The organism is Undibacterium parvum (genome assembly GCF_003955735.1).
Classification (GTDB): Bacteria; Pseudomonadota; Gammaproteobacteria; order Burkholderiales; family Burkholderiaceae_D; genus Undibacterium; species Undibacterium parvum.
Window position 1 is genome coordinate 2,364,034 of sequence record NZ_CP034464.1, and the last position, 21,059, is coordinate 2,385,092.

Here is a 21,059-nt window from a genome sequence, read left to right on the forward strand (position 1 = left end):
GTTGATGACGAGTCAATCAAGAGCATCGAATGGATTATTGGGTGGGCATGGAAAATTCACCAAACTTAACATTAATGATAGCGAAGAAGTGCTTGGAGCAGCATTGCGAGCTTGCTTAAATAACCGCAATCCAGGATTTTATTCTCCGCATATGTATAAAGAGAAAGAAGCGCATCAAGCTATGATGGCGGAATATTACGAAGATCGCGGCGAGGTGTCGGATAAAAAATTTTTTAAAGAAACCAAAATAGTTGGTTGTTATGAATATTCGGACCATATTCAACTTAAATCGACTGACAATTCATCCGCAGGAAAAGGCGCATGGCTCAAAGATCTCGCTCCAATAGTCGCTTCCCACGATGCCAGCGATCTAGTACTAGCCAAAGCCCTACGCCAAGCACTTGCTTTATGCATAGTTTGAATTAAAGAACACTTGATAGCGCACTTGATAGGGTCAGGTCTTGCGCACTTGATAGGCACTTGATAGGGTCAGGTCTTGTGTTGACGTATTCAATATTCTTACTCAACTCCGTAAGGCGTAATCGGCTTTATCTATTAACGCGGTAAGGCGCAATCGTAGGGCGCAATTGGCTTTATCTATTGCGCCGTATGAAATTTCATAAGCATCCTGCCAGCGCGCATATTCCATGCGCTTCTTCAAGCACATAGGCCTGAGAGCCGCATGGAATATGCGTGATGGCGGCATGCTGTTTTTGCTTTGCTGTGGCTTGGTCTTGTTTCTACTTCTGTCGTTGTTGTGTGATTGCTGGCCGGTGGTAGACCGGCAACTACATACCTTTTTTGCTTCCGCCAAAAAAGGTATGCCAAAAAAGGCGACGCAAAGTCGCTGTCCCTGCGGGATGCCCAATTATGCAGGTCGTAAAATGGGAAATGAAGCAAACTCGCTGCGCTCAGACAGCTTCACTTCTGATCCATTTTCTGCCCCGCACAATTGGCAGCGCCACATGCGAATTCTAGTCAAAAGCCAGGTCAAAACCAAGGTCAAAACCAAGGTCAAAACCAAGGTCAAAACCAAGGTCAAAACCAAGGTCAAAAGCCAGGTCAAAAGCCAGGTCAAAAGCCAGGTCAAAAGCCAGGTCAAAAAGCTTAGCTTCGATCTATATTCGAAGCTGAGCTTTTTATTTCGTCTAGTCGCTGAGCGTATAAATTCTCTCGATTGAAGCTGCTTAGCCTGCTAGGCGGGTGCGCACATCCGCATTAATAGCAACGCCAGTTCCGCTAGATCCACATGGCTGCCTGCTGCGATTCACGCAACCAGCAATGAAGCACAGGGCACGAGGATATTTTGCAAAACTAATGTGATGCCGTTAGAAGCACATTTTTATCGCGATAATTTGTGAGTATTTTGTTCGACTTCTTAAAACTTGAGGCGAATGGATGACACCGGCTGTCGTGGCTCTGCTAATGGGCAGGCCTTAGCGTGATACATCTAAATATTCGATCTAAATGCGTACATCTTTCGATTTGTTAGAGGTATATTCCTTGCCTATAATAATTGACGCAAGCGCTGTAAAGATAGCTTTTATTAGGAGTAGGTCCATGGATTCACGTAGCTTATTTTCGTATGCATCAGCCTATTTCCGCTCAGGCTCGGGCATTTCTCGTAAAACCTTGTATTGGATAGTCGGCAGTGTTTTATTTGTGGCAGTGATGTTGATTTGGGCTTTAATCGCTTCGGCACAATGGCTGTTGTATCAAAGTCGGGATGTTGCCGCCGATATGCTCAATAGCGCGCCAAAAATATCTGAAGTTGTACTGGGTAAGCTTGAACATGTGATCCCGGGGACCAGCAAAACACTCGAAGCTGCGGTACCTGGGGCAAGGGAGGCATTAGAGGGGTTGGTGCCAGGGGCGGCGGTGGCAACAGACACGTTAGAGAGCGTGATGAGTGGCTTGGATTTGAAGCGAGCGGCGCTACGTGAAGTCAGTGGAACTGATATTGCGCCTATTGCCCGTTACAGTGGCATGGTACGTATCGCGTGGGATCAAGCGGGGAGCGCCCAGTTTGAAGGCAAGGCCGACTTCAAACAAGTTCGTCAGCATTATCGTGATGCTTTTATCGAGCAAGGCTACACAGAGACTACTGTTTCAGCGAATCAGGAAACCGAGGTTCAGGAATACTTGAAAGAGCAAGAGCGCTACAAGTTAACGACCACTCAAAAGTCAGCGACCATGGTGCAATTGAAAATCGAGAAGCTGGCGCTTCACAGTATTAGTTAGCGCGAATCTGGCATCGGATGAATGATGTGAAGCAGTGCATAGGCTGCGCTATGAATATCAATGCGTAGCTGAGTGCTTACAATTGAGGAGTCATGATGTTTTCGGTTTATGGCGTCACTGGGAGAGTGTATTCAGGCTCATACGAAGGCATTAGTCGTGTAAATCCGATGCGTCGCGCGCAGCAGGGACGCTCAGTGGAGGAGGATGGGGCTGAGCTAGGTGCCGATATTATTCCTAGTCAATTTCCTGCCAAGGTCTTGCCGCCTACCACCGCAGAACAAAGTGCAATCAATGCCTATCGGTCGACCTTGCCGAGCGAATTCGAACGAGGCCCACTGTTTCACGCGCGGCAAATTATGCAAACCAAAGTGATTAGCGTGAACGTAGATGATACCGTTGCTGCGGCATGGGAACTGATGCGTGAAAGCGGAATACACCAAGCGCCAGTGTTCAACAGTGCAGCTAAACTGATAGGCGTCGTGAGTGAACGCGACCTGCTCACTAGCCTTAATCTTTCGCAAGATGCGCCGACCGAAGTACTCGATAGGCGTGTCAGTGATGTGATGCGCAGCCCGGTTGTTGCCAGTGCACCGCTGACCGATATCCGCCGCATCGCTCGCGTGATGTTGGAGTATGAAATCGATGGTGTGCCGATTTTAGATGAGTCGGAGCGACTAGTCGGCTTCATCTCACGCAGCGACATGCTAAGAGTGCTGATGAAAGACCCGCCGTTGAGTCTTTGGTGTTGAGTCTGGTAGGAGCTAAGTGAAGGACTTAATTGAGGCCAATGGCTTTCATCTATTGTGCCGCATGGCGTCTATGAACTATTCCATGCGGTGCAATACGCCTGCGGCAATTGGCACCCTACTTACTGCGGGTTACGGCCTTGTAAATTGCATGGAATTTACGTCTTCGATTTTGAACATGATGGAATCGAACCTGCCCCGCTGCGACCCCAGCGTTAGGCTGGCGTGCAGTCGGGGCGCGCTATCTTAGCGACGCTGCGGTAGTGGGATAAACTCAGTTTCGCCGGGCACTTGTCCCATGCGCTGCGCTTCCCAGTCATCGCTGGCCTGCGCGATACGCTCTTTGCTTGATGAGACAAAATTCCACCAAATGAAGCGCGGCCCGTCTAGTGGTTCGCCCCCTATCACCACAAAACGGCAGGCATCGTGCGCACGTACCAGCGGTGCGCTGCCGGCAGCCAGCAGGGCCATGCTGTGCAATTGCAGGGTCTGCGAGTCGATCTCAAGTTCGCCGCTAATCGGGTAGATGGCGGCCTCGGGCGGCAGATCAGTCAGGCGCAACTCTTGCCCCGCCTCCAGTACGACGTCCAGATACAGGGTTTGCATATAGGTGGCCACCGGTGAGGTTTGCCCGAAAGCGCTGCCGATCAGCACCTTCACCACGGCACCATCGAGATGGATGACGGGCAGCTCGGAATGCGGTGTATGCGTGAAACTGGGTTCATCCTCTTCGTTTTGGTGCGGCAAGGCTGTCCATAATTGCAGGCCGTGGGAACGGTGCGCGACACCGGCCAGATCGCTTGGGGTTCGTTCTGAATGGACGATGCCGCGTCCGGCCGTCATCCAGTTGATGGCGCCGGGTTCTATGCGCTGGAAGCAGCCTAGGCTGTCCCTGTGATCCATCGCGCCCTCAAATAGATAGGTAACGGTCGCCAGCCCAATATGCGGATGCGGGCGCACGTCATGCTTGGCGTTTGGCTCCACATCCAGCGGGCCAAAATGATCAAAGAAAATGAAGGGGCCGACCGCCTGCTTACTTGCCGCTGGCAGAAACCGGTGTATCAGCATGCCACCGCCAAGATCTTTTTGATGGCCATTGAGAATCGTAAATGTCGTCATGGTTTAAGCCAATACTGTGCTTATTTCAGTGCTTGTTGTGCTCATCAGTTTGTGAACCGGGCACTTTTCAGCAGCAGCTAGCAACTCCTGGCGCTGTGCATCGCTCAGCTCGCCGCTGAGGTGGAGTGTCACTGCCAGACGATAGATGCCCTTGCGCTCTTCGCTGGCATCGCGCTCGGTGGTGGTCTCGACCTGTTCTAAGGGTATCCCTTTGCGTTTGGCGAACCACACCACGGTCAGTGCCTTGCACGCGGCCAGTGCCGCGTCGTATAAATCGTGCGGCGAAGGTCCGGCATCGCTGCCGCCTTCGTCCGGCAAGACATCGGTAGAAATCAGATGATTGCGCACATGGACAATATGACGCATCGGTAGCGACTGGTCGCGGATAGCTTTGATAAGCATGGTTTGCCTAGTGTGAATGAAGTTAGAAAAACGATAATTTACACGCTTTGGCCAAGGCGCGCTTTGCGTACATCAGGAGTTCGCCTCAAGCGCTAGCTGAAGTGGGGCGGCTCACTGGGCGGATAGCCCGCTGGCGCTAAATGATGGCGTACATGCTATACGCAATCCGTATGCGCCTGGTGGCAGCATATTGGCCTGCGGGCCGCATAGGGTATGCGTGATGGGTTTTGAAAATGCCAGACGCTAGCGCTGCCGCTGGTGGCGGCTAACCCTGGCCGTTTACTTGTAAAGCAGAGCGCGTTCCGCATGGGTCATGCAATCGTCACGCAATCGGTCATCAAGCTGTCATCAGGCCGTCATGCTGGCGTCATTTCAAATCAGTAAGTTCTCTCTTTTCATCTTTTTATTGAAGAGACTGAACCATGAGCAATTCAACTCCCAGACGTAAGTTTTTATCCCTTGCCGCGACGGCTGCAGGGGCCAGTGCCAGCTTAGGTTTACTGCCGCTCTCTTTACAAAAAGCCTTGGCCGCACCTGTTCCCGCAGGGACCTTAGCCGATGTCGAGCATGTGGTGATCTTGGTTCAGGAAAACCGCAGTTTTGACCATTATTTTGGCACGCTTGGTGGTGTGCGCGGCTTTAGCGATCCCCATCCGCAACGCTTTCTGAATGGCAGCAGCGTTTTTTCCCAACCGTATGGCAGTACTACCGTCCTGCCTTTCCGCGCTACGCGATCCGGTGTGACGGAAGAATGTGTGCCCGATCTGGCACACGATTGGGCAACCGGACATCAGGCCTGGAATTCAGGGAAATATGATGCCTGGATCGCGGCCAAAGGAACTAGCACGATGTGTCACTACACGCGTGCCGACATCCCGTTTCACTTCGCCTTAGCGGATCAATTTACGGTATGCGATCAGTATTTCTGCTCCACCGCTTCCTCTACTGCACCGAATCGCTTATATGTCTGGACCGGCACTTCCGGTGGTGAAACCAATGGCGGCGATGCACCCGGACATAGCTGGAGCTGGACCACCTATGCAGAATTAATGCAGAACGCAGGCATTTCCTGGCAGACCTATCAAGAACAAGATAATTATGGCGACAACGCCTTAGACGGCTTCAAACTCTTTAATACTGCGCCCACCACTTCGCCTCTTTATCAACGCGGTATCAAGCGCTCTGCAGCGGGCATGAGTATCGTCGATTTCAAGGCCGACATCATGGCCAACAAATTACCCGCGGTGTCGTATATAGTCGGGCCTGCCAATACCACTGAGCATCCCAACTATTCTCTGTCTGCCGGTGCTAACTATATCCACAGTATTTTGGATGCGCTGGCATCGAATTTGACGGTCTGGGAGAAAACCGTATTCATTCTGACCTACGATGAAAACGGCGGATTTTTTGACCATGTGGTCCCGCCTTCGCCGCCGACAGAATCTTTCCAGTCCAGTTATCGCACTGCCGAACTGGCACCAGGCACGAATACACCTTATGGTCTCGGTTCGCGTGTGCCAACCATGCTGATCTCGCCCTGGAGTCGCGGTGGCCGGGTCTGTTCGGAAACCTTTGACCATACCTCCATCAATCGCTTTTTAGAAAAGTGGATCAAGGCGCGTTTTAATCGCGACGTGCTGGCACCGAATATTACGCCATGGCGCAAAACGGTTTGCGGTGATCTCACTTCGGCACTCAATTTTGGCGGCAACTATACGGTTGACCCTAGCGTGCCAGTGTTACCTCGCACTGACGACAAAGTAAAAGTATGCTCCGTCACCAATCCTGTCGGCGTGCCGGGCAATCAAGTTTTATTGTCACAAGAACCTGGCGCGAAAGTTTTGCAAGCGCTGCCATATCAACTCAATGTCTCTGCCCGCCCCGACAAAGCGGGTGGCCGGCTCTGGCTCGATATGAGTAATGCCGGCACCGCTGGTTGCGCCGTGAATGTCGTCATCAATGAATTTCGCGCGTATGCGGCCTGGTCTTACGTCGTGCCTGCTGGCACTGGCACGAATGCGCCCGTCACCGACTATTTTTCCGTGAATTCTGCCAGCAGCGGAAAATTTGACATGACCGCCTACGGGCCAAATGGTTTTACCCGCCGCTACCGTGGCGACTTGGCCAAATATGGAATCGAGATCACTGCTGCTTACGATAGCGCGGCCAATCGCATTATTCTCAACATGAAAAATACCTTCACTTCCGGCAACCCCATTGAGGTGCGGGTGTGCGCCGGCGGTTACCGTAGCGATGGTCCCTGGAGTTACCAAATCGCAGCAGGTTCCACGGTCTCTGACAGTTGGTACACCAAAGATGGATGGTACGATTTAGTCGCTTTTATTCCCACCGACTCTTCCTTCCTGAGAGGATTTAGCGGTCACATAGAAGGCAGCGTCAGTAAAACGATGGTATCAGGCGTATTGCCAAGAACCGTCGCCAAAGTGATCGCTTATGACAGCCAAACTGTCTCAGACGGTGCGGCGAACGTGTTGAACGATAATCCTATGAACGCCTGGACTAGTGCCGACTCGGCCTTCCCGCATTACCTCACTGTGGATCTGGGTGGCGTGCGACAAGTCAATGGCCTCAGTTATTTGCCAAAACAGGAAGCGCGTAGCAATATTTACGAAGGCAATATCGCAAACTATCAAGTGCTGGTTAGTCTGGATGCGATTAACTGGTCATTGATGGGTCAGGGAAGCTGGGCGAAAACAATCTCCATGTCTAGCGTGAATTTTAGTACCGTCAACGCACGCTACGTCAAATTGCTCGCATTGTCAGAGGTGAATGGAGGACGAGTGGTGTCAGCCGCAGAAGTCCGTGTGCTCGGGTCTTGATATTTTGCAAGAGCTTCACTAGCAATCTGCAATCGCCAAGCCGGTAAGAGGCAATGGGTTTATTCATTGCGTCTTACCCGCTTGGCACCAATCGCATCAACTCTTTACGTAACCACAGGTGCGCTTCAGTCCGCGCATATTTGCAATGACTGTAGATTTTCAAGGTGTACGGTGGGATCTTGAATGGCGCCGGATAAATAGTGATAGGCGCAGCACGCGCCAAAGTTTCAGCGGCATGGCGCGGTATGGTCATGAGCAGCTCACTTTCGGCAACAATAAAAGGTGCCACCATGACAGTTGGCAGCTGCATCACGACCTCACGTTGCAAGCACAGGCCATCCAACACAAAATCGATCACGCCACGGTTTTCATTCCAGGGCGTGACGATGGCGTGACGTGCTTTTAAATACTGAGCTAGCGTCAGTTTTCCACGGATCAAGGAATGCTGTTGACTGGCAATCACGACATACTCGTCCTGCAGCCAATCAAAATCTTCGATACCGGCCGGTAGCGGTAAGCGCTCTTCGTCATAGCCTAGAGCAAAATCGATATGGCCGGCAGCCAGATCAGCTATCGCCAGTTTTTGGCTGGAATTGACGACCTTGATCTTGAGCTTAGGTGCGCTCTTTTGTAAGGCGGCCATAACCCGCGGCAAAATCGCAAACGCCGTGTAATCAGACGCCGAAAAGACAAAGCAACGCTCGCTACTGATGGGATCAAATCGCTCGTTTAAGCTCAGGCTGGCGGACAATTGCTGTAATGCCTGGCTGACAGGCTCGGCGATTTGCTCGGCTCTTAACGTAGCCTGCATTTGATTGCCTAGCCGGACAAATAACTCATCGCCAAGTGATAGTCGCAAACGTGTCAGGGCATGGCTGAGTGCCGATGGGCTCATGGCCAACTCATTGGCGGCAGCGGTGACAGACTTTTGCTGATATATGGCATTAAAGACCAGCAATAGGTTGAGGTCTAGCTTGCGCAAGTCTAAATGCATACTGTTCATAATCAATTGAATTCATTGCACTTGCTGCATAGTACGAGAATGCTTACTATCACGCAAATGCAAATTAAATAGTCAACCAGGGAAGCCATATGAAGATTGAAATACGCCAAGCCACCGTCAGCGATGCTGCGCTGATCCACCACTACATCACCGAACTGGCGATCTATGAAAAAGCGCAGCATGAAGTCATCGCCAGTGTCGCAGATATTGAGCGCAGCTTGTTTGCAGCCGATAGCCCGGCACATGGGCTGATCTGCCTGATAGACGGACTAGCGGTCGGCTTTGCCATCTATTTCTACAGCTACTCGACCTGGTTAGGCCGTAAGGGTATGTATCTGGAGGATTTATACATCTCCCCCGAACATCGCGGTAGCGGTGCCGGCAAAACAATGCTGCGCCATTTAGCAGGCATTGCTCGCGAAACAGGTTGCGGCCGTCTGGAATGGAGCGTGCTGGATTGGAACGAGCCAGCGATCCAATTCTATTTATCCTTGGGTGCTAGTCCACAAGACGAGTGGATACGCTATCGATTAGCTGGCGATACCTTAACGGCGTTTGCGCGTGGCGATTGATGACATGCAAGCGCAAATAGGTTTATTGACTGCGTACAACCGAAGCTAACTGGCTGAAATCGTTTGCGCAATATCCATGCGCCTCCTGGCAGCATTTCGGCCTGGAAGCCGCATGGGGATTGCGGGTTAGCTCTTAGGGAACTTCTAAAAACCCGTTAATCGGGATGCAGCGCAAGGCGCAAACCGGAGCAATACGTCGGTATTGCGAGGATATGCAACGCCGCGATGCGCCCGAGTATGGGGTTTTTAGAAGTTCTCCTTAAAAAGAACGATGCTGCGCTCTTTAGTTCAATAGCTTAATTCCTACGCTCGACGCGCGCTGCAAAACAACCACGTCGGGCAAAATGCACGTGCAGATAATTGACTTCTGGCTTGCTCAAAAAATGCCTTAGCAGTGCTGGCAATTCGCTGCCGCTGGCCACCTCGGCATCGACCATACGATCGCTACTATCGAAGGCGCGCACAGAAAATAGCCGGTGTGCCTGATCTAACATGGGCGGTAGCCTATCGACAAACAGTGGTGCTAGCAACGCATCACGGCGCACAAAGATTGGGCCCTTAGCCTGATAGGCGGAGCTGGTTTCTAAATGCGCAAAATTGAGCAATAAAAGTTCTTCTCCTATCGCCGCATCTTGCAGGCTAACCCTGCAAGGGAAGCTGAGCTCTTCATCGGCAATGTGCCGGTCTATCCCTTGCACGCTCAGCTCTGCATCGCTGAGCGAAAACAAGTGTGTAAATTGCGCAGGCGCGAGACCGCGGATTTGAAATGTCATGGCTTACTCCAGCTGAATGTAAGCCAACAGTATCAGGCGGCGAGGCCTAAGCGTCGCGCCATTTTCGGACGCCAAATGCCACAACACAAGTGGCTAAGCGTTACTGCCACTTACTTTTGAAGCAAGTGTTTTTGCCGGATTGAAAATCGCTTGCGCAATATCCATGCGGCTCTTGGCACCCTATTGGCCTGCAGGCCGCATCGGATATACGTGTCGGGCTTTAGATGTGAGCATTTGGCAGCCTGGCTCGATTTTCAAGTTGTTCATTCATGTCTAAAAATATTCTTGTAGAGATAAATACAGTAATGTAGTATTCGTTACATGGATAATTCAAAAAAACTTAGCGACACCTCCGCATGGTTACTGCTGGTGGTGTCCCTGCCCACTCAGAGTGCAACGGCGCGCATGCGTATCTGGCGCGCCTTCAAAACCCTGGGCTGCGCTGCGCTGCGTGATGGTGCTTATCTGCTGCCTGCCACAGACATGCACAGCGCTGCCCTGCAAGAACTCGCCGACGAATGTGCACGCGAAGGCGGTAGCGCCTGGCTCATGCAGGTGGCCCCGGCAAGCTCGGCGGATGCGCCTGCTTACGCCCTGTTATTCGAGCGCAGCGCCGACTTTGCGAGCCTGATCGCGTCGTGGAAGACGCTGGCAGCGACCCTGCCCTCACTCACGGTGAGCGAGCTGACTCGGCTGCAGAAAAAGCTATTACGCGAGTACCAGGCATTGCTGGCCATAGATTTTTTTCCCGGCGAATCTAGTCTGGAGGCCGAAGTCGCGTGGAGTGATTTCAAACAACGTGTGGAGCGGGTACTGTCGCCGGATGAGCCGCAGGGTAGCGAGGCTCAGATCGCCCGTCTAGACATCGCCGATTATCAAGCTCGTTTGTGGGCGACCCGCCGAAGTCTGTGGGTGGATCGGGTCGCCAGCGCGTGGTTGATCCAGCGTTTTATTGACACTGCGGCACGCTTTCTATGGTTGTCCAAGCCAGCCGACTGCCCGCCCCAGGCGCTCGGTTTCGACTTCGATGGCGCCGCCTTTAGCCATGTGGGCGAGCGGGTCAGCTTTGAAACCCTGATGGCCAGCTTTGGACTAGAGGATGACCCGGCGCTGTTGCGCATGGGTGCCATGGTGCGATCGCTGGACATCGGGGACGGACAGGTTGCCGAAGGCGCTGGCTTTGAAGCCATGCTGGCCGGTGCCCGCGAGCGCCTGCCTGACGATGACGCGCTGCTGGCAGAGGTGGGTGGTGTACTCGATTCTCTGTATGCACATTTCGGCCGCGCGCCTGCGCGCGCCAAGACTTGAAAAAGAAAAGATAAGCATGAGCGACACCAATACCAACACCACCACCACACAACAACTTGCCAGCCCGGCGCGCTACTCGCTGTGGCAACTGGTGTGCTACATGCTGGCGCTGGGCAGTTGCGGCTTTGGCGGCCCGGTTGCCCTGGTTGGCTATATGTACCGTGATCTGGTGGAGCGCCGTCTGTGGATTTCCGAGAGTGATTACAAGGAGGGCATGGCGTTAGCGCAGCTAATGCCCGGTCCGCTGGCGGCCCAGCTTGCCATCTACCTGGGCTATGTGCATTACCGCGTGCTGGGCGCCACGCTGGCCGGCATCGCCTTCGTGCTGCCCTCGTTTTTGATGGTACTGGGCATTGGCGCCGCCTACGTAGAATTTGGCGGGATAGCCTGGATGCAGGCGGTGTTTTACGGCGTGGGTGCCGCCGTGATAGGCATCATTGCCATGAGTGCCTACAAGCTCACCAGCAAGAACATAGGGCGCGATAAGCTGCTATGGGCGATCTACCTGGTCAGCGCCATCCTTACCTTGTTAACTCAGTCCGAAAGTGTCTGGCTGTTCCTGGGCGCGGGCCTGCTGGTCTGGTTGCTGAGGGTGCCGCCAAAACGCTGGTTAGGCGGGCGCCTGCATGGTGTCGCTGCCGTGCTGCCGCTGGCCGCTGTGCTGGCTGCCGCTAGCAGCCAGTGGGATTTGCTGGCGCAGCTTGGCGCCTTCTTTGCCTACGCTGGTAGCTTCGTGTTTGGTAGCGGCCTGGCGATCGTGCCGTTTCTATACAGCGGCGTGGTGACCGAGCACCATTGGCTTAACGACCGCCAGTTTGTGGATGCGGTCGCGGTGGCGATGATCACGCCGGGCCCGGTGGTCATCACGACCGCTTTCATTGGCTACCTGGTAGCCGGTTTCTGGGGTGCCTTGGTGGCCGCGCTCGCGACCTTTATACCGTGTTACCTGCTCACCATATTACCGGCACCGTATTTCAAAAAACATGGCAAACAGCCCGGCATCGTTGCCTTCGTGGACGGGGTGACTGCCGCGGCCATCGGTGCGCTCACCGGCGCCGTGCTGGTGATCGCGCAACGCTCTATCACTGACCTGGTGACGGCGCTACTCGCGCTTGCCACGCTGGTAGTGCTGTGGCGCTTCAAAAAAATCCCTGAACCGGCGATCGTGTTGGTGGCCGCGTTGCTGGGACTGATGTTGTATCCCCTGCTGTCCCATCCCTAAGCTCACACATTGAAGGAAAAATCCATGGACCTGCAACTTCAAGCCCTGAGCATCGAGCTGAATAGCCTCACAGGCTTGTCGCCCGCACTGATACAGAGTCATCATGAAAACAATTATGCCGGTGCGGTCAAGCGGCTCAAGGCGATACGCGCACAACTGGCGCAGCTGGACTGGGCCAGCGCGCCGGGTTTTCAGATCAACGGCTTGAAGCGCGAAGAGCTGGTCGCTAGCAATTCTGCGGTGCTGCATGAGCTGTATTTCGATGCGCTAGGTGGCAATGGTGTGCTGCCATCGAATGGGCTCGCGATCGCCTTGACACGTGATTTTGGTTCGGTGGCACGCTGGCAAGCCGAGTTCAGCGCCTTGGCCAAGGCGATGGGCGGTGGCTCGGGGTGGGCGATCCTGGCCTGGTCGGCACGCGAGGGTCGGCTAGTCAATCATTGGGCCGCCGACCACACCCATATGCTGGCCGGTGCCAGCGCGCTGCTCGCCCTGGACATGTACGAACATGCCTATCACATGGATTTCGGCGCCAAAGCGGCGGCCTATGTGGACGCATTCATGCAAAATATCCGTTGGGATGCGGTGTACCGCCGCTATGGCGCGGCAGTGGCGGGTGATGCCGCAGCATTGGGCGTAGGTATAGCTGCACTCGACAATGCAGCGGCAAGCCTGATCGATGTACGGCGCGCGGAAGACTTCGCCGCGGCCAGCGACATGCTGGCCGGTGCCAGTTGGTACGATCCGGCGTTGTTGGCCCAGTGGAGTGGCACGCTAGACCGCACACGGCCAGTCTTGGTGTATTGCGTCAAGGGCTTAGACATTGGTCGCTCGGCGGCGCTGTCCTTGCGTGCGCGTGGCTTCGAGGTGCGTTACCTGAGTGGCGGGATTGAAGCCTGCCGCAGCGCCGGCATAAGCTTGCAAGCCAAAGCAGACTTGGCTTGAGATGCAAGGCGGAGCGTGTCCTTAAAACAGTCACGATCCGCCGCATTGCGGCTAGCCTAGAATTTTTGCAAAATCAGAACTTGTCTGCGCATATTCCATGCGGCTCGTGGCATGATATTGCTCCGCAGAGCGCATGAAATATGCGTATGCACTTTCGCCTTCCTAAAACAGAATACAAAAAATGGATTTATTTGACGACTTAGACGCCGCACACAATTTATTACCCAAAGATGGTGTCGTCAATTATTACGGCAAACTCTTGCCAGCCAAACAGGCAGATGATTATTTCGCCTGTTTAATGCAGAGCATCGCATGGGAAAATGATCAGGCGCTGATCTATGGAAAACTGATACTGACCAAACGAAAAGTAGCCTGGTATGGCGACAAAAAATTTGAATACACCTATTCAAATACCACCAAGCACGCCCTGCCGTGGACCGCAGAATTATTAGAATTAAAAGCACTTGTCGAACAGAGAACCGGCGAAAAATTTAATTCTTGCCTGCTCAATTTGTACCATGACGGTGAAGAAGGCATGGCCTGGCATAGCGATGCCGAAAAAGATTTGAAAAAAAATGGCGCGATCGGCTCCTTAAGTTTTGGCGCAGAACGAAAATTTGCCTTCAAACACAAAGTCAGCCAAGAAATCGTTTCCTTAGTCTTGGCGCACGGCAGCCTATTGGTGATGAAAGGCACAACGCAAAGCCATTGGCTGCACCGGCTACCACCGAGCAAACGCATCAGCGCAGCCAGAATCAACCTCACCTTCAGAAGCATAGACAGGTAAAGACGGTGGGTTGCGGCCAAGCGACCAGCAAAAGGGCAGCATCAGCCGGGCGTAATTTCAGCGCGATGCTGAGCTGCAAGCTGCTTGAGTATTTGAAATATCAGAATTTGACTGCGCAATTTGCATGCGGCTCGTGGCACGATATGGGCCTGCAGGCCGCGTGGAATATGCGTGTTGGCTTTTGAAATTTAGAAATATTCAGTAAAAAAATAATCCAAGCTGCACCGTATGATTCGATTGCGCGCTAGCGGTGCTGTGATTTGAATTCTTAGCGCTCCATGCCGAACTAAATCTCAAGCAAAGCTGCAATAAACTAAGCCAACTTGGCAACGACCAGGTCAATAAAACTGCGCACTTTGGCACTAGGCCGTATCTCTGCCCGGCGCACCACATGCAAGGCACGTGAAGGCAGCTCCCAATCGGGTAATAACAAGACCAAGTGACCGGCAGCGATAGAGGCTTCCAGCATTGCGTCGGTCTGCACCACAACACCCATGCCACTCACTGCGGCGGCCAATAATGCCTGGCCATAATTACTCGCGAACGCAGCTTCTACCGGCACCAGCACTGTCTCACCGGCCTTGCTAAAGCGCCAAACCGGCTTGCTACCCCACGCCGCCAGGGACAGGCAATTGTGCTGCGCCAAATCGGACGGATGCACGGGTGCCGCATGCCGCGCCAGATAAGACGGGCTGGCCGCCGCCAGCATGCGGCTAGCCCTTAAGGGGCGGGCGATCAAATCAGTATCTGACAAAGAGCCAGAGCGTATCGCCACATCGACCGCCTCGTCCGCCATGTTAACCACGCGGTTATTCAATTCAAGATCAATGTTAACCTGCGGGTAGTTGGCCGCATATTCACTGATGACGGGCATTAAGCGATGCGTGCCGTAAGCCACCGGCGCGCTAATCCGCAAATTGCCTTGCGGTGTGGCGCGCAAATTTTCGGCAACCGCATCGGCGGCCGCCACGCTGGCCAACACATCACGGCAACGCTCCAGATAATTGACGCCTATCTCAGTCAATGTCTGCTTGCGCGTGGTGCGCGCTATCAGGCTGGCGCCTAGCTGCTGCTCTAGCGCCTGTACGTGTTTGCCCACCATCACCGACGACATATCGAGTGCGCGCGCGGCCGCCGCGAAGCTCTCTGAAGTGGCGGCGACAACGAAGACATGCATGCTTTGTAGTTTATTACTCATATTCGAAATTATAAGTTACGGGTCTACAAAGCGTGAGCCCATTTATCCCTTAATTGCTTTGCTTAATAATGCAGTACGTGACAAACAAACTGAAACTCAGCAAGAAGCACACTGGTGATGCAGAGCAATCAAGCCAGTCCTTCAACACTCAATCAAAGAGGTAAAAAAAATGGCAGCATATGCAATCGGTTTTATCACCGCCCACAACACAGATTGGCAAAAGGAATACGGCGAAAAAATGCCCGCCGTGTTTGCACGCCACCAAGGGAAGGTGCTGGCCAAATCAGGCGCACAAAAATTGGAAGGTGATTTACAAGTCGGCGCGATGGTGGTGGTGGTAGAGTTCCCCACGGCTGAACATGCGCAGGCTTGGTACACAGATCCAGAACACGAGCATCTAAAACAATTGCGTCGCACTGGTGCTGATTTTGATTTGATACTGGTAAATGGTATTTGAATGAGGGCAGCGTGAAGGCCGTTTAAGATTTCAAAACACGGTACGGCCTTGCCGCATAGCGGTGACGGGTGAGTTTTTGAAAAATCAGAACCCGTCTGCGCAATATCCATGCGGCTCGTGGCAGCATATTGGCCTGCAGGCCGCATGGGATATGCGTGATGGGTTTTGGGAAGCTTGGAATGACTGCCCCAACCATTTTTTATTCTCTATTCGCGAATAGAGAATTTGAGATGATTTATTATTGCGAGCACGCTTTCGCGCAATCTCGGCATGCAAAAATTAATCGAAGCTGAGCCCTATCGTTCAGGCGTAGTCATCAATTCGCCCCTCTAATCCGGCTATGCCAGCGGCTTTATTCATCATCGTTTCCAGATCCACGCTCCGGCTTGATCTGCTTGAGTACCCTGTCGAAGTCGCTCTCAAATAATCGGTCTTGCACGATGCGGTATTTTTCGAACTCGCTTTCGGCGTGAGCTTTGGCCAGTTCGGCCGAGACCTTGCCGCCATCGCGCAAAATTTCGCGGTCAGTAAATTCCAGAAAAGTATCCAGTCGTTTTGCCCAATCTTCCATCGTCATCGGAATATTTCGTCGGGCGCGATCTTCGGCCAGGTCGAGATAGGCATTGACGATGCGGCCTAGCGATTCCAGTTCGTCTTGATTCAGATAATTCTTGGCGACGACCACATCAGTTTTAAGGATCTTGCCGTCAGGTGCCTGCTCCCAGGAACTCAGGCCCATGCACGCCTTGCCACTGTCGGCGCGCTGCACGATCAGTTCAGCAGCGGTGTGACCGTGAATCGCAAAATGCAGCTTGTTCTGGACCTTGGCAAAAAAAGCTTTGGTCGTGGGCGCAGCCTTGTTGTAGTCAAGCGCGGTCGAATAAATATCCGTGACTTTCTGGTAGAACCTGCGCTCGCTAAGGCGAATCTCGCGGATTTCTGCCAGCAGGTGCTCGAAATAATCCTCGCCGAGAAAAGCACCGTTTTCCATGCGCTTCTTGTCGAGCACATAGCCTTTGATTGCGAACTCACGCAGGATCTGCGTCGCCCATTGCCGGAACTGGGTAGCGCGCAGCGAGTTGACGCGGTAACCTACTGAGATAATGGCGTCGAGGTTGTAGAAATCGATACTACGACCCACTTCACGATCACCTTCGGTCTGAACTGTCCGGAATTTCCGGATAGTTGCCTCTCGCTGGATTTCGCCGGACTCGTAGATGTTTTTGAGGTGTTCGCTGATGGTACGAACATCCACGGCGAAGAGCTCAGCCATCAGTTTTTGCGTCAGCCAGACGGTGTCGTTCTCGTAACGCGCCTCGATGCTCTGCTCACCAGCCTGGCCGGTAAACATCAGAAATTCTGCAGTGCTGTTGCGGATCAGTTTTTTGTCGCTCATGTTGAGTCCCATTTTCTTGCGCGAATCGGGAATGTAAAAAGTACGCAAATATTACCGCAAAAATTAATAAACAACTGAATATTTAATCAGTTATTTATTGCATTGTTAGATTAATGATTTCAATCACTAGCCGCCCGCTACGTGGGCAGAGAAACAAGCCATTCTGTGCTATCCATCAACCCAACTAGAAGTGAGCTAGACCGTGTATTTGAATCGCATCAATCAAAGCAAAATCAGAATATAAATCCTCGCCATACCGTTGCGTGCGGATGTGATTAATGGGGCGAAACGGTTTGTGATTGAGAATGTATTTCGGTTTGAAGAGCAATTAGCATAAAGAGGTATTGAGCATCAATTATTTGCGCCGATGCTGATAGACTCATATTGTTAATGCGATGCATAGCCTTGTCGGTTCTGAGTTACAAACTTACTGAAATCGACCGCGCAATATCCATGCGGCTCGTGGCACGATATTGGCCTACGAGCCGCATGGATATTGCGTGATGGGTTTTTAAATTAAAGCGATGCTGCGCCCTATCGATTTAGAAAACATAGTCGCAATCAAAAATCGCGCAAGTTCAGTGAGAATCTGTATAAATTGATTAACTGCCGCAGGTTAAAATATGTCTTTAAAGAAACTTAAAGAAATGAATGAAACTAATCACCAGCGTACTACCACTATTGTTTTTCATCTTTGTCGCAGCAATCGCCATCGCCATCATTGCCAAAAAACTCAAAGCAAAAACAGCTACCGCATTAATCAAAGCAAAAATCCCTTTAACTAAAAATGAACAACCAATGTTTTTTAGATTGGTAGAAGCATTCCCGGATCAAATCGTTTTAGCGCAAGTTGCTTTTTCCGCGCTAGTCACCACCAAAGAGCGCGCCGCAAGAAATACCTTCGACCGGAAAGTGGCAGACTTTGTTATTTGCAATAAAGCTTTTGAAGTGCAAGCAGTTATTGAGCTTGATGATGCTAGCCATAAAGGGCGCGAACTGCAAGACGAAAAACGGATCGCTTCACTCCTACAAGCAGGACACAAAGTACTCAGATACAAAACGGTCCCGAATATAGAAACGCTGCAAAAAGACCTCATCATTTCATTGAAATAAAAAAATCAAGATCCTTTGCGGAAGCCAAGGCAGAATCAACAGCGAATCAAAAACGAATCAAAAACGAATCAACAAGAGTCGCCTCGAATACTAGGTGATCGAGGCTGCTGCATAGCGGTGGCGGGTGAGTTTTTGAAAAATCAGAAACCGTCTGCGCAATATCCATGCGGCTCGTGGCGGCATATTGGTCTGCAAACCGCATGGGATATGCGTGATGGGTTTTGAAAATGATGAAATACTAGAACTGACCTCGGCCACAAAATACGCTAGCGAAAGACCTGACCCCATTTTTTGCAAAATACGCTAGCGAAAGACCTGACCCCATTTTTTCGTAGCCGATAACCCGCAATCGCTAGGGCGCAACGGGGTTCATCGATTGCGCCGCATGTCGTCTATGAACGATCCCATGCGGTGCAATACGCCTGCAGCTATTTGCACCCTACTTATTGTGGGTTACGGCCTTGGCCGCAAGACACCAATTGCGAACCGACGTGTTATGGTTTGCAGATTTCTGGATACATGGTTTGGTGAATTGAAATTGATTCTACGAGAACCGACCGAATACCCTCTCCTAGTTGACGGCGCAACATTTCTTCTGAGTAGTGAATCATCTTTTTGAAGAAAAATTCTGGCTTTGCATCGGAAATTGGAGCGAGAATACAAGTGGCTATACCCAATGCAGGATATATCTTTTGATTAGCAAAAGGATCCATTTTTTCCACTTGCTCAGTAACTTTTTCCGCATATTCTTTTACAGGATTCAATGCAATTTCATTCATTAAATTTCGGTAGGGTTGAAGGATTTTAATTAAGCTCGGTCTATTTTTTTTGTAATGAAAAAGTGCCTGGCGTACACCATTTGGAATTCTTGCAGCAAATGGAAGCACTCCATCACCGTTTAGTTGTGAAAGCATATTAATTTGACTTTTTACTAAATGCGTACAAATTTCAGTTCTTAATTCTTGTGAAATTGAAACACCCGTTGCCATGCACCTATACAAAAGTAACAGATGGAAGAGTCGCTTTCCAAATGCAGGATAATTTTGAAATGTTACCATGGAAGATTTTAAAACTAAGAAATTCAAAAGATCTGACGGATCGTCCATTATCGATACCATGAACATAATAATGTTATGCCACTCCTGCTCATCATAGTGTTTCTTTAATACATTCATTTCAACTCGTTTTGCTACAAAATACCGTGCTGCAAAGTATTCCTGCATCGTGCCATGGCTAAACTCATAGCTTTCGGCAGAGCATTTTTCTAGAATGCCATGATGACTCTCAATTTCAGTAAGAATACCCTTAGCTTCATTGGAGTCTATTGAAAATCTTGATATTTCCTCTGACAACGCATTTAAAACGAATGCTTCACTAAATTCATATTCAATTGAGTTGCTACAACTTTTGCCTGCGATTGCCTCAAATATTTTCTCTTTTTTGTCATCTGATAACTGAGCATAAGACGTATCGCGTCTGAAACCTCGCGTACTATCCCAGTCCCGCAACAGTGCGTCCACACAACGACGATAGAGTTCCGTTCGCTTCTTTGGAAGTGCTAGATCATTCTTAAATTGAATGCATAACAAGCTAAGTAACAACGGTGTCTCAGTTAGCGAAGATACTGTTTCGTCATTAAAGAGCAACGAAAGTAATTTACTTCCCCGTTCGTGGTCCTTGCCAAACCAAGCTTTAATGATGGATTCAATTGCATCTTTTGTGAGCCGAATAAGTTCAATTTCTGAAAAATTCTCAAAAACTGGTTCGTAGTCGGCAGTTCGACAAGTCAAAACTATTGAGCATTTTTGGTACAGTGCAGAAAATGCATTTATCTTGTCAATAATCGATTGTCGAGATTCTTGTGGAACCTCATCAAGCGAATCTAAAAATAATGTGCAATCGCCACTTAATAATAACCGTGTATAAAAATCTATAGCATATGGGCCCTCTCTTTGTGTGAGAAGTGAACTGATGCTTTCCAAAATCCCTGACCCTTCTCGAGCGAGCAACGGAAGATGAAGATATATAGGAAGTTGTGAAGTAGTGAGTTTTGTTTTCGAAAAAATATTCTTATCAGAATATGCCAACGCCAGAAATTTTAAGAATGTGGTTTTTCCTGCGCCAGGTCCACCAAGCACTACAACTCTTTTATTCTTCGATATGAACACATCGCCTGCTTGCGTCGAATTAATATCGTGTTTCCTATTTTTTTTTTTCGATTTAACGTCAAGAGTATTCGATTCAGGCGCATATATTCGACGTCTAATATCCGTTGAAACCGCCGCAGGGTAATATAAATCCTTGAGATCCATTGGATGCTGCATGCCTAAAATTTTTACAGTGCCAACCTGGTGCTGTAGCATTTCAAAATGTGTTTTCCTAAATTTATTGAACAAATCTATTGACTCAATAAATGCATTTAAACCATGAAACACTGAAGTGACAGATTCTTTTATGGGTTCTTCGAACCAATTAATAACAGGTAGTTCCATATGTCCTTGTTAGATAGTTTTTTTGATTTCGACAGACTTCAGGAATTGAGAAGTGGTTGACAATAGTACATTGCAATATGGCGACAAACAAGCATCAGTTAACTTTTTAGTTATTTGCGAACACTTTTCGATTCTTAACAAAAGTCGCAAAAGCTGGGCTCAGTTCTAACATTCCAACATCGGAAAATAACTCACTCCAACACCACCACATACCCAGCCTCAATCTCAGCAAGAAACGAAACAGGTATCCGCGCCCAGTCGACTACCTGCACCAGGATAGGAATATCGCTTTCCACCAGTGCTTCTTGCAGATCAAGAATGCCGTCACTGGCCTGGCTTAAATCAGTTGGATTACGCACTACCAGATCGAGGTCGCTGGCTTCGTAATAGTCGTTGGTGATGCGGCTGCCGTAGGCCCAGACTTCTGCTTGCGGTAGGTGCTGAC

General features: G+C 50.7%; 19 protein-coding genes and 1 pseudogene. 12 read left to right on the forward strand and 8 right to left on the reverse strand.

Annotated elements, in window-relative coordinates; all coding sequences use genetic code 11:
* The first annotated feature begins 4 nt into the window (after positions 1-4).
* The 4 genes from EJN92_RS10280 (at position 5) to EJN92_RS10295 (ending at position 2,990) form a co-directional block, all read left to right on the forward strand.
* A complete protein-coding gene (locus EJN92_RS10280; RefSeq protein ID WP_126127734.1) occupies positions 5-421 on the forward strand; it encodes a hypothetical protein in 417 nt (138 codons plus the stop codon).
* Positions 422-965: 544 nt separating this feature from the next.
* Complete coding sequence (locus EJN92_RS10285; RefSeq protein WP_126127735.1) at positions 966-1,181, forward strand: hypothetical protein; 216 nt, start codon at positions 966-968, stop codon at positions 1,179-1,181.
* Positions 1,182-1,560: 379 nt separating this feature from the next.
* Positions 1,561-2,241 carry a hypothetical protein gene (locus EJN92_RS10290; protein ID WP_126127736.1) on the forward strand — a complete coding sequence of 227 codons (681 nt, stop codon included), beginning with the start codon at positions 1,561-1,563 and terminating at the stop codon, positions 2,239-2,241.
* Positions 2,242-2,336: 95 nt separating this feature from the next.
* Complete coding sequence (locus tag EJN92_RS10295; RefSeq protein ID WP_126127737.1) at positions 2,337-2,990, forward strand: CBS domain-containing protein; 654 nt, start codon at positions 2,337-2,339, stop codon at positions 2,988-2,990.
* Between the two features lie 243 nt (positions 2,991-3,233).
* On the opposite strand, the gene EJN92_RS10300 is transcribed toward EJN92_RS10295, so the two are convergent.
* Both EJN92_RS10300 and EJN92_RS10305 read right to left on the reverse strand, forming a co-directional pair.
* Positions 3,234-4,106 (reverse strand): pirin family protein, encoded by an 873-nt coding sequence (locus EJN92_RS10300; protein WP_126127738.1) that lies wholly within the window; start codon positions 4,104-4,106, stop codon positions 3,234-3,236.
* A 3-nt stretch (positions 4,107-4,109) separates the two neighbouring features.
* Positions 4,110-4,508 carry an OsmC family protein gene (locus tag EJN92_RS10305; RefSeq protein WP_126127739.1) on the reverse strand — a complete coding sequence of 133 codons (399 nt, stop codon included), beginning with the start codon at positions 4,506-4,508 and terminating at the stop codon, positions 4,110-4,112.
* A 422-nt stretch (positions 4,509-4,930) separates the two neighbouring features.
* On the opposite strand from EJN92_RS10305, the gene EJN92_RS10310 reads away from it, so the two are divergent.
* On the forward strand, positions 4,931-7,348 hold the full coding sequence (locus EJN92_RS10310; RefSeq protein WP_126127740.1) for a phosphocholine-specific phospholipase C: 2,418 nt from the start codon (positions 4,931-4,933) through the stop codon (positions 7,346-7,348).
* Between the two features lie 73 nt (positions 7,349-7,421).
* Here EJN92_RS10310 and EJN92_RS10315 read toward each other — a convergent pair whose 3' ends face one another.
* A complete protein-coding gene (locus tag EJN92_RS10315) occupies positions 7,422-8,351 on the reverse strand; it encodes a LysR family transcriptional regulator (RefSeq protein ID WP_227869796.1) in 930 nt (309 codons plus the stop codon).
* 89 nt (positions 8,352-8,440) lie between these two features.
* On the opposite strand from EJN92_RS10315, the gene EJN92_RS10320 reads away from it, so the two are divergent.
* Positions 8,441-8,923 carry a GNAT family N-acetyltransferase gene (locus EJN92_RS10320; RefSeq protein WP_126127741.1) on the forward strand — a complete coding sequence of 161 codons (483 nt, stop codon included), beginning with the start codon at positions 8,441-8,443 and terminating at the stop codon, positions 8,921-8,923.
* 296 nt (positions 8,924-9,219) lie between these two features.
* Here the strand turns inward: EJN92_RS10320 and EJN92_RS10325 are convergent, their stop codons facing one another.
* On the reverse strand, positions 9,220-9,696 hold the full coding sequence (locus EJN92_RS10325; protein WP_126127742.1) for a DUF1203 domain-containing protein: 477 nt from the start codon (positions 9,694-9,696) through the stop codon (positions 9,220-9,222).
* Between the two features lie 321 nt (positions 9,697-10,017).
* Here EJN92_RS10325 and EJN92_RS10330 point away from each other — a divergent pair, with 321 nt between their 5' ends.
* The 4 genes from EJN92_RS10330 to EJN92_RS10345 all read left to right on the forward strand — a co-directional run bounded on the left by EJN92_RS10330 (position 10,018) and on the right by EJN92_RS10345 (position 13,958).
* Positions 10,018-11,004: a chromate resistance protein ChrB domain-containing protein gene (locus EJN92_RS10330; RefSeq protein ID WP_126127743.1), complete on the forward strand. Its 987-nt coding sequence runs from the start codon at positions 10,018-10,020 to the stop codon at positions 11,002-11,004.
* A gap of 16 nt (positions 11,005-11,020) precedes the next feature.
* Positions 11,021-12,226 carry a chromate transporter gene (locus EJN92_RS10335; RefSeq protein WP_126127744.1) on the forward strand — a complete coding sequence of 402 codons (1,206 nt, stop codon included), beginning with the start codon at positions 11,021-11,023 and terminating at the stop codon, positions 12,224-12,226.
* A 24-nt stretch (positions 12,227-12,250) separates the two neighbouring features.
* Complete coding sequence (locus EJN92_RS10340) at positions 12,251-13,171, forward strand: Fe-Mn family superoxide dismutase (RefSeq protein ID WP_126127745.1); 921 nt, start codon at positions 12,251-12,253, stop codon at positions 13,169-13,171.
* A 181-nt stretch (positions 13,172-13,352) separates the two neighbouring features.
* The gene (locus EJN92_RS10345) at positions 13,353-13,958 is read left to right on the forward strand and encodes an alpha-ketoglutarate-dependent dioxygenase AlkB family protein (RefSeq protein WP_126127746.1); all 606 of its coding nucleotides are present in this window, start codon (positions 13,353-13,355) and stop codon (positions 13,956-13,958) included.
* Positions 13,959-14,271: 313 nt separating this feature from the next.
* On the opposite strand, the gene EJN92_RS10350 is transcribed toward EJN92_RS10345, so the two are convergent.
* Complete coding sequence (locus tag EJN92_RS10350; protein ID WP_126127747.1) at positions 14,272-15,156, reverse strand: LysR substrate-binding domain-containing protein; 885 nt, start codon at positions 15,154-15,156, stop codon at positions 14,272-14,274.
* Positions 15,157-15,325: 169 nt separating this feature from the next.
* Between EJN92_RS10350 and EJN92_RS10355 the strand changes: the two genes are divergently transcribed.
* The gene (locus tag EJN92_RS10355) at positions 15,326-15,613 is read left to right on the forward strand and encodes a DUF1330 domain-containing protein (RefSeq protein ID WP_126127748.1); all 288 of its coding nucleotides are present in this window, start codon (positions 15,326-15,328) and stop codon (positions 15,611-15,613) included.
* Between the two features lie 352 nt (positions 15,614-15,965).
* Here the strand turns inward: EJN92_RS10355 and EJN92_RS10360 are convergent, their stop codons facing one another.
* Positions 15,966-17,009, reverse strand: a complete 1,044-nt coding sequence (locus EJN92_RS10360; RefSeq protein ID WP_126127749.1) for a virulence RhuM family protein — start codon at positions 17,007-17,009, stop codon at positions 15,966-15,968.
* 651 nt (positions 17,010-17,660) lie between these two features.
* Here EJN92_RS10360 and EJN92_RS10365 point away from each other — a divergent pair.
* Positions 17,661-18,122, forward strand: coding sequence for a DUF2726 domain-containing protein (locus EJN92_RS10365; RefSeq protein WP_126127750.1), 462 nt, complete (start codon positions 17,661-17,663; stop codon positions 18,120-18,122).
* Positions 18,123-18,616: 494 nt separating this feature from the next.
* Here EJN92_RS10365 and EJN92_RS10370 read toward each other — a convergent pair whose 3' ends face one another.
* Positions 18,617-20,614, reverse strand: a complete 1,998-nt coding sequence (locus EJN92_RS10370; protein ID WP_126127751.1) for an NACHT domain-containing protein — start codon at positions 20,612-20,614, stop codon at positions 18,617-18,619.
* Between the two features lie 191 nt (positions 20,615-20,805).
* Positions 20,806-21,045 (reverse strand): annotated as a pseudogene (locus EJN92_RS10375) (nucleotidyltransferase domain-containing protein); the annotation flags it as partial.
* Between the last annotated feature and the right edge of the window lie 14 nt (positions 21,046-21,059).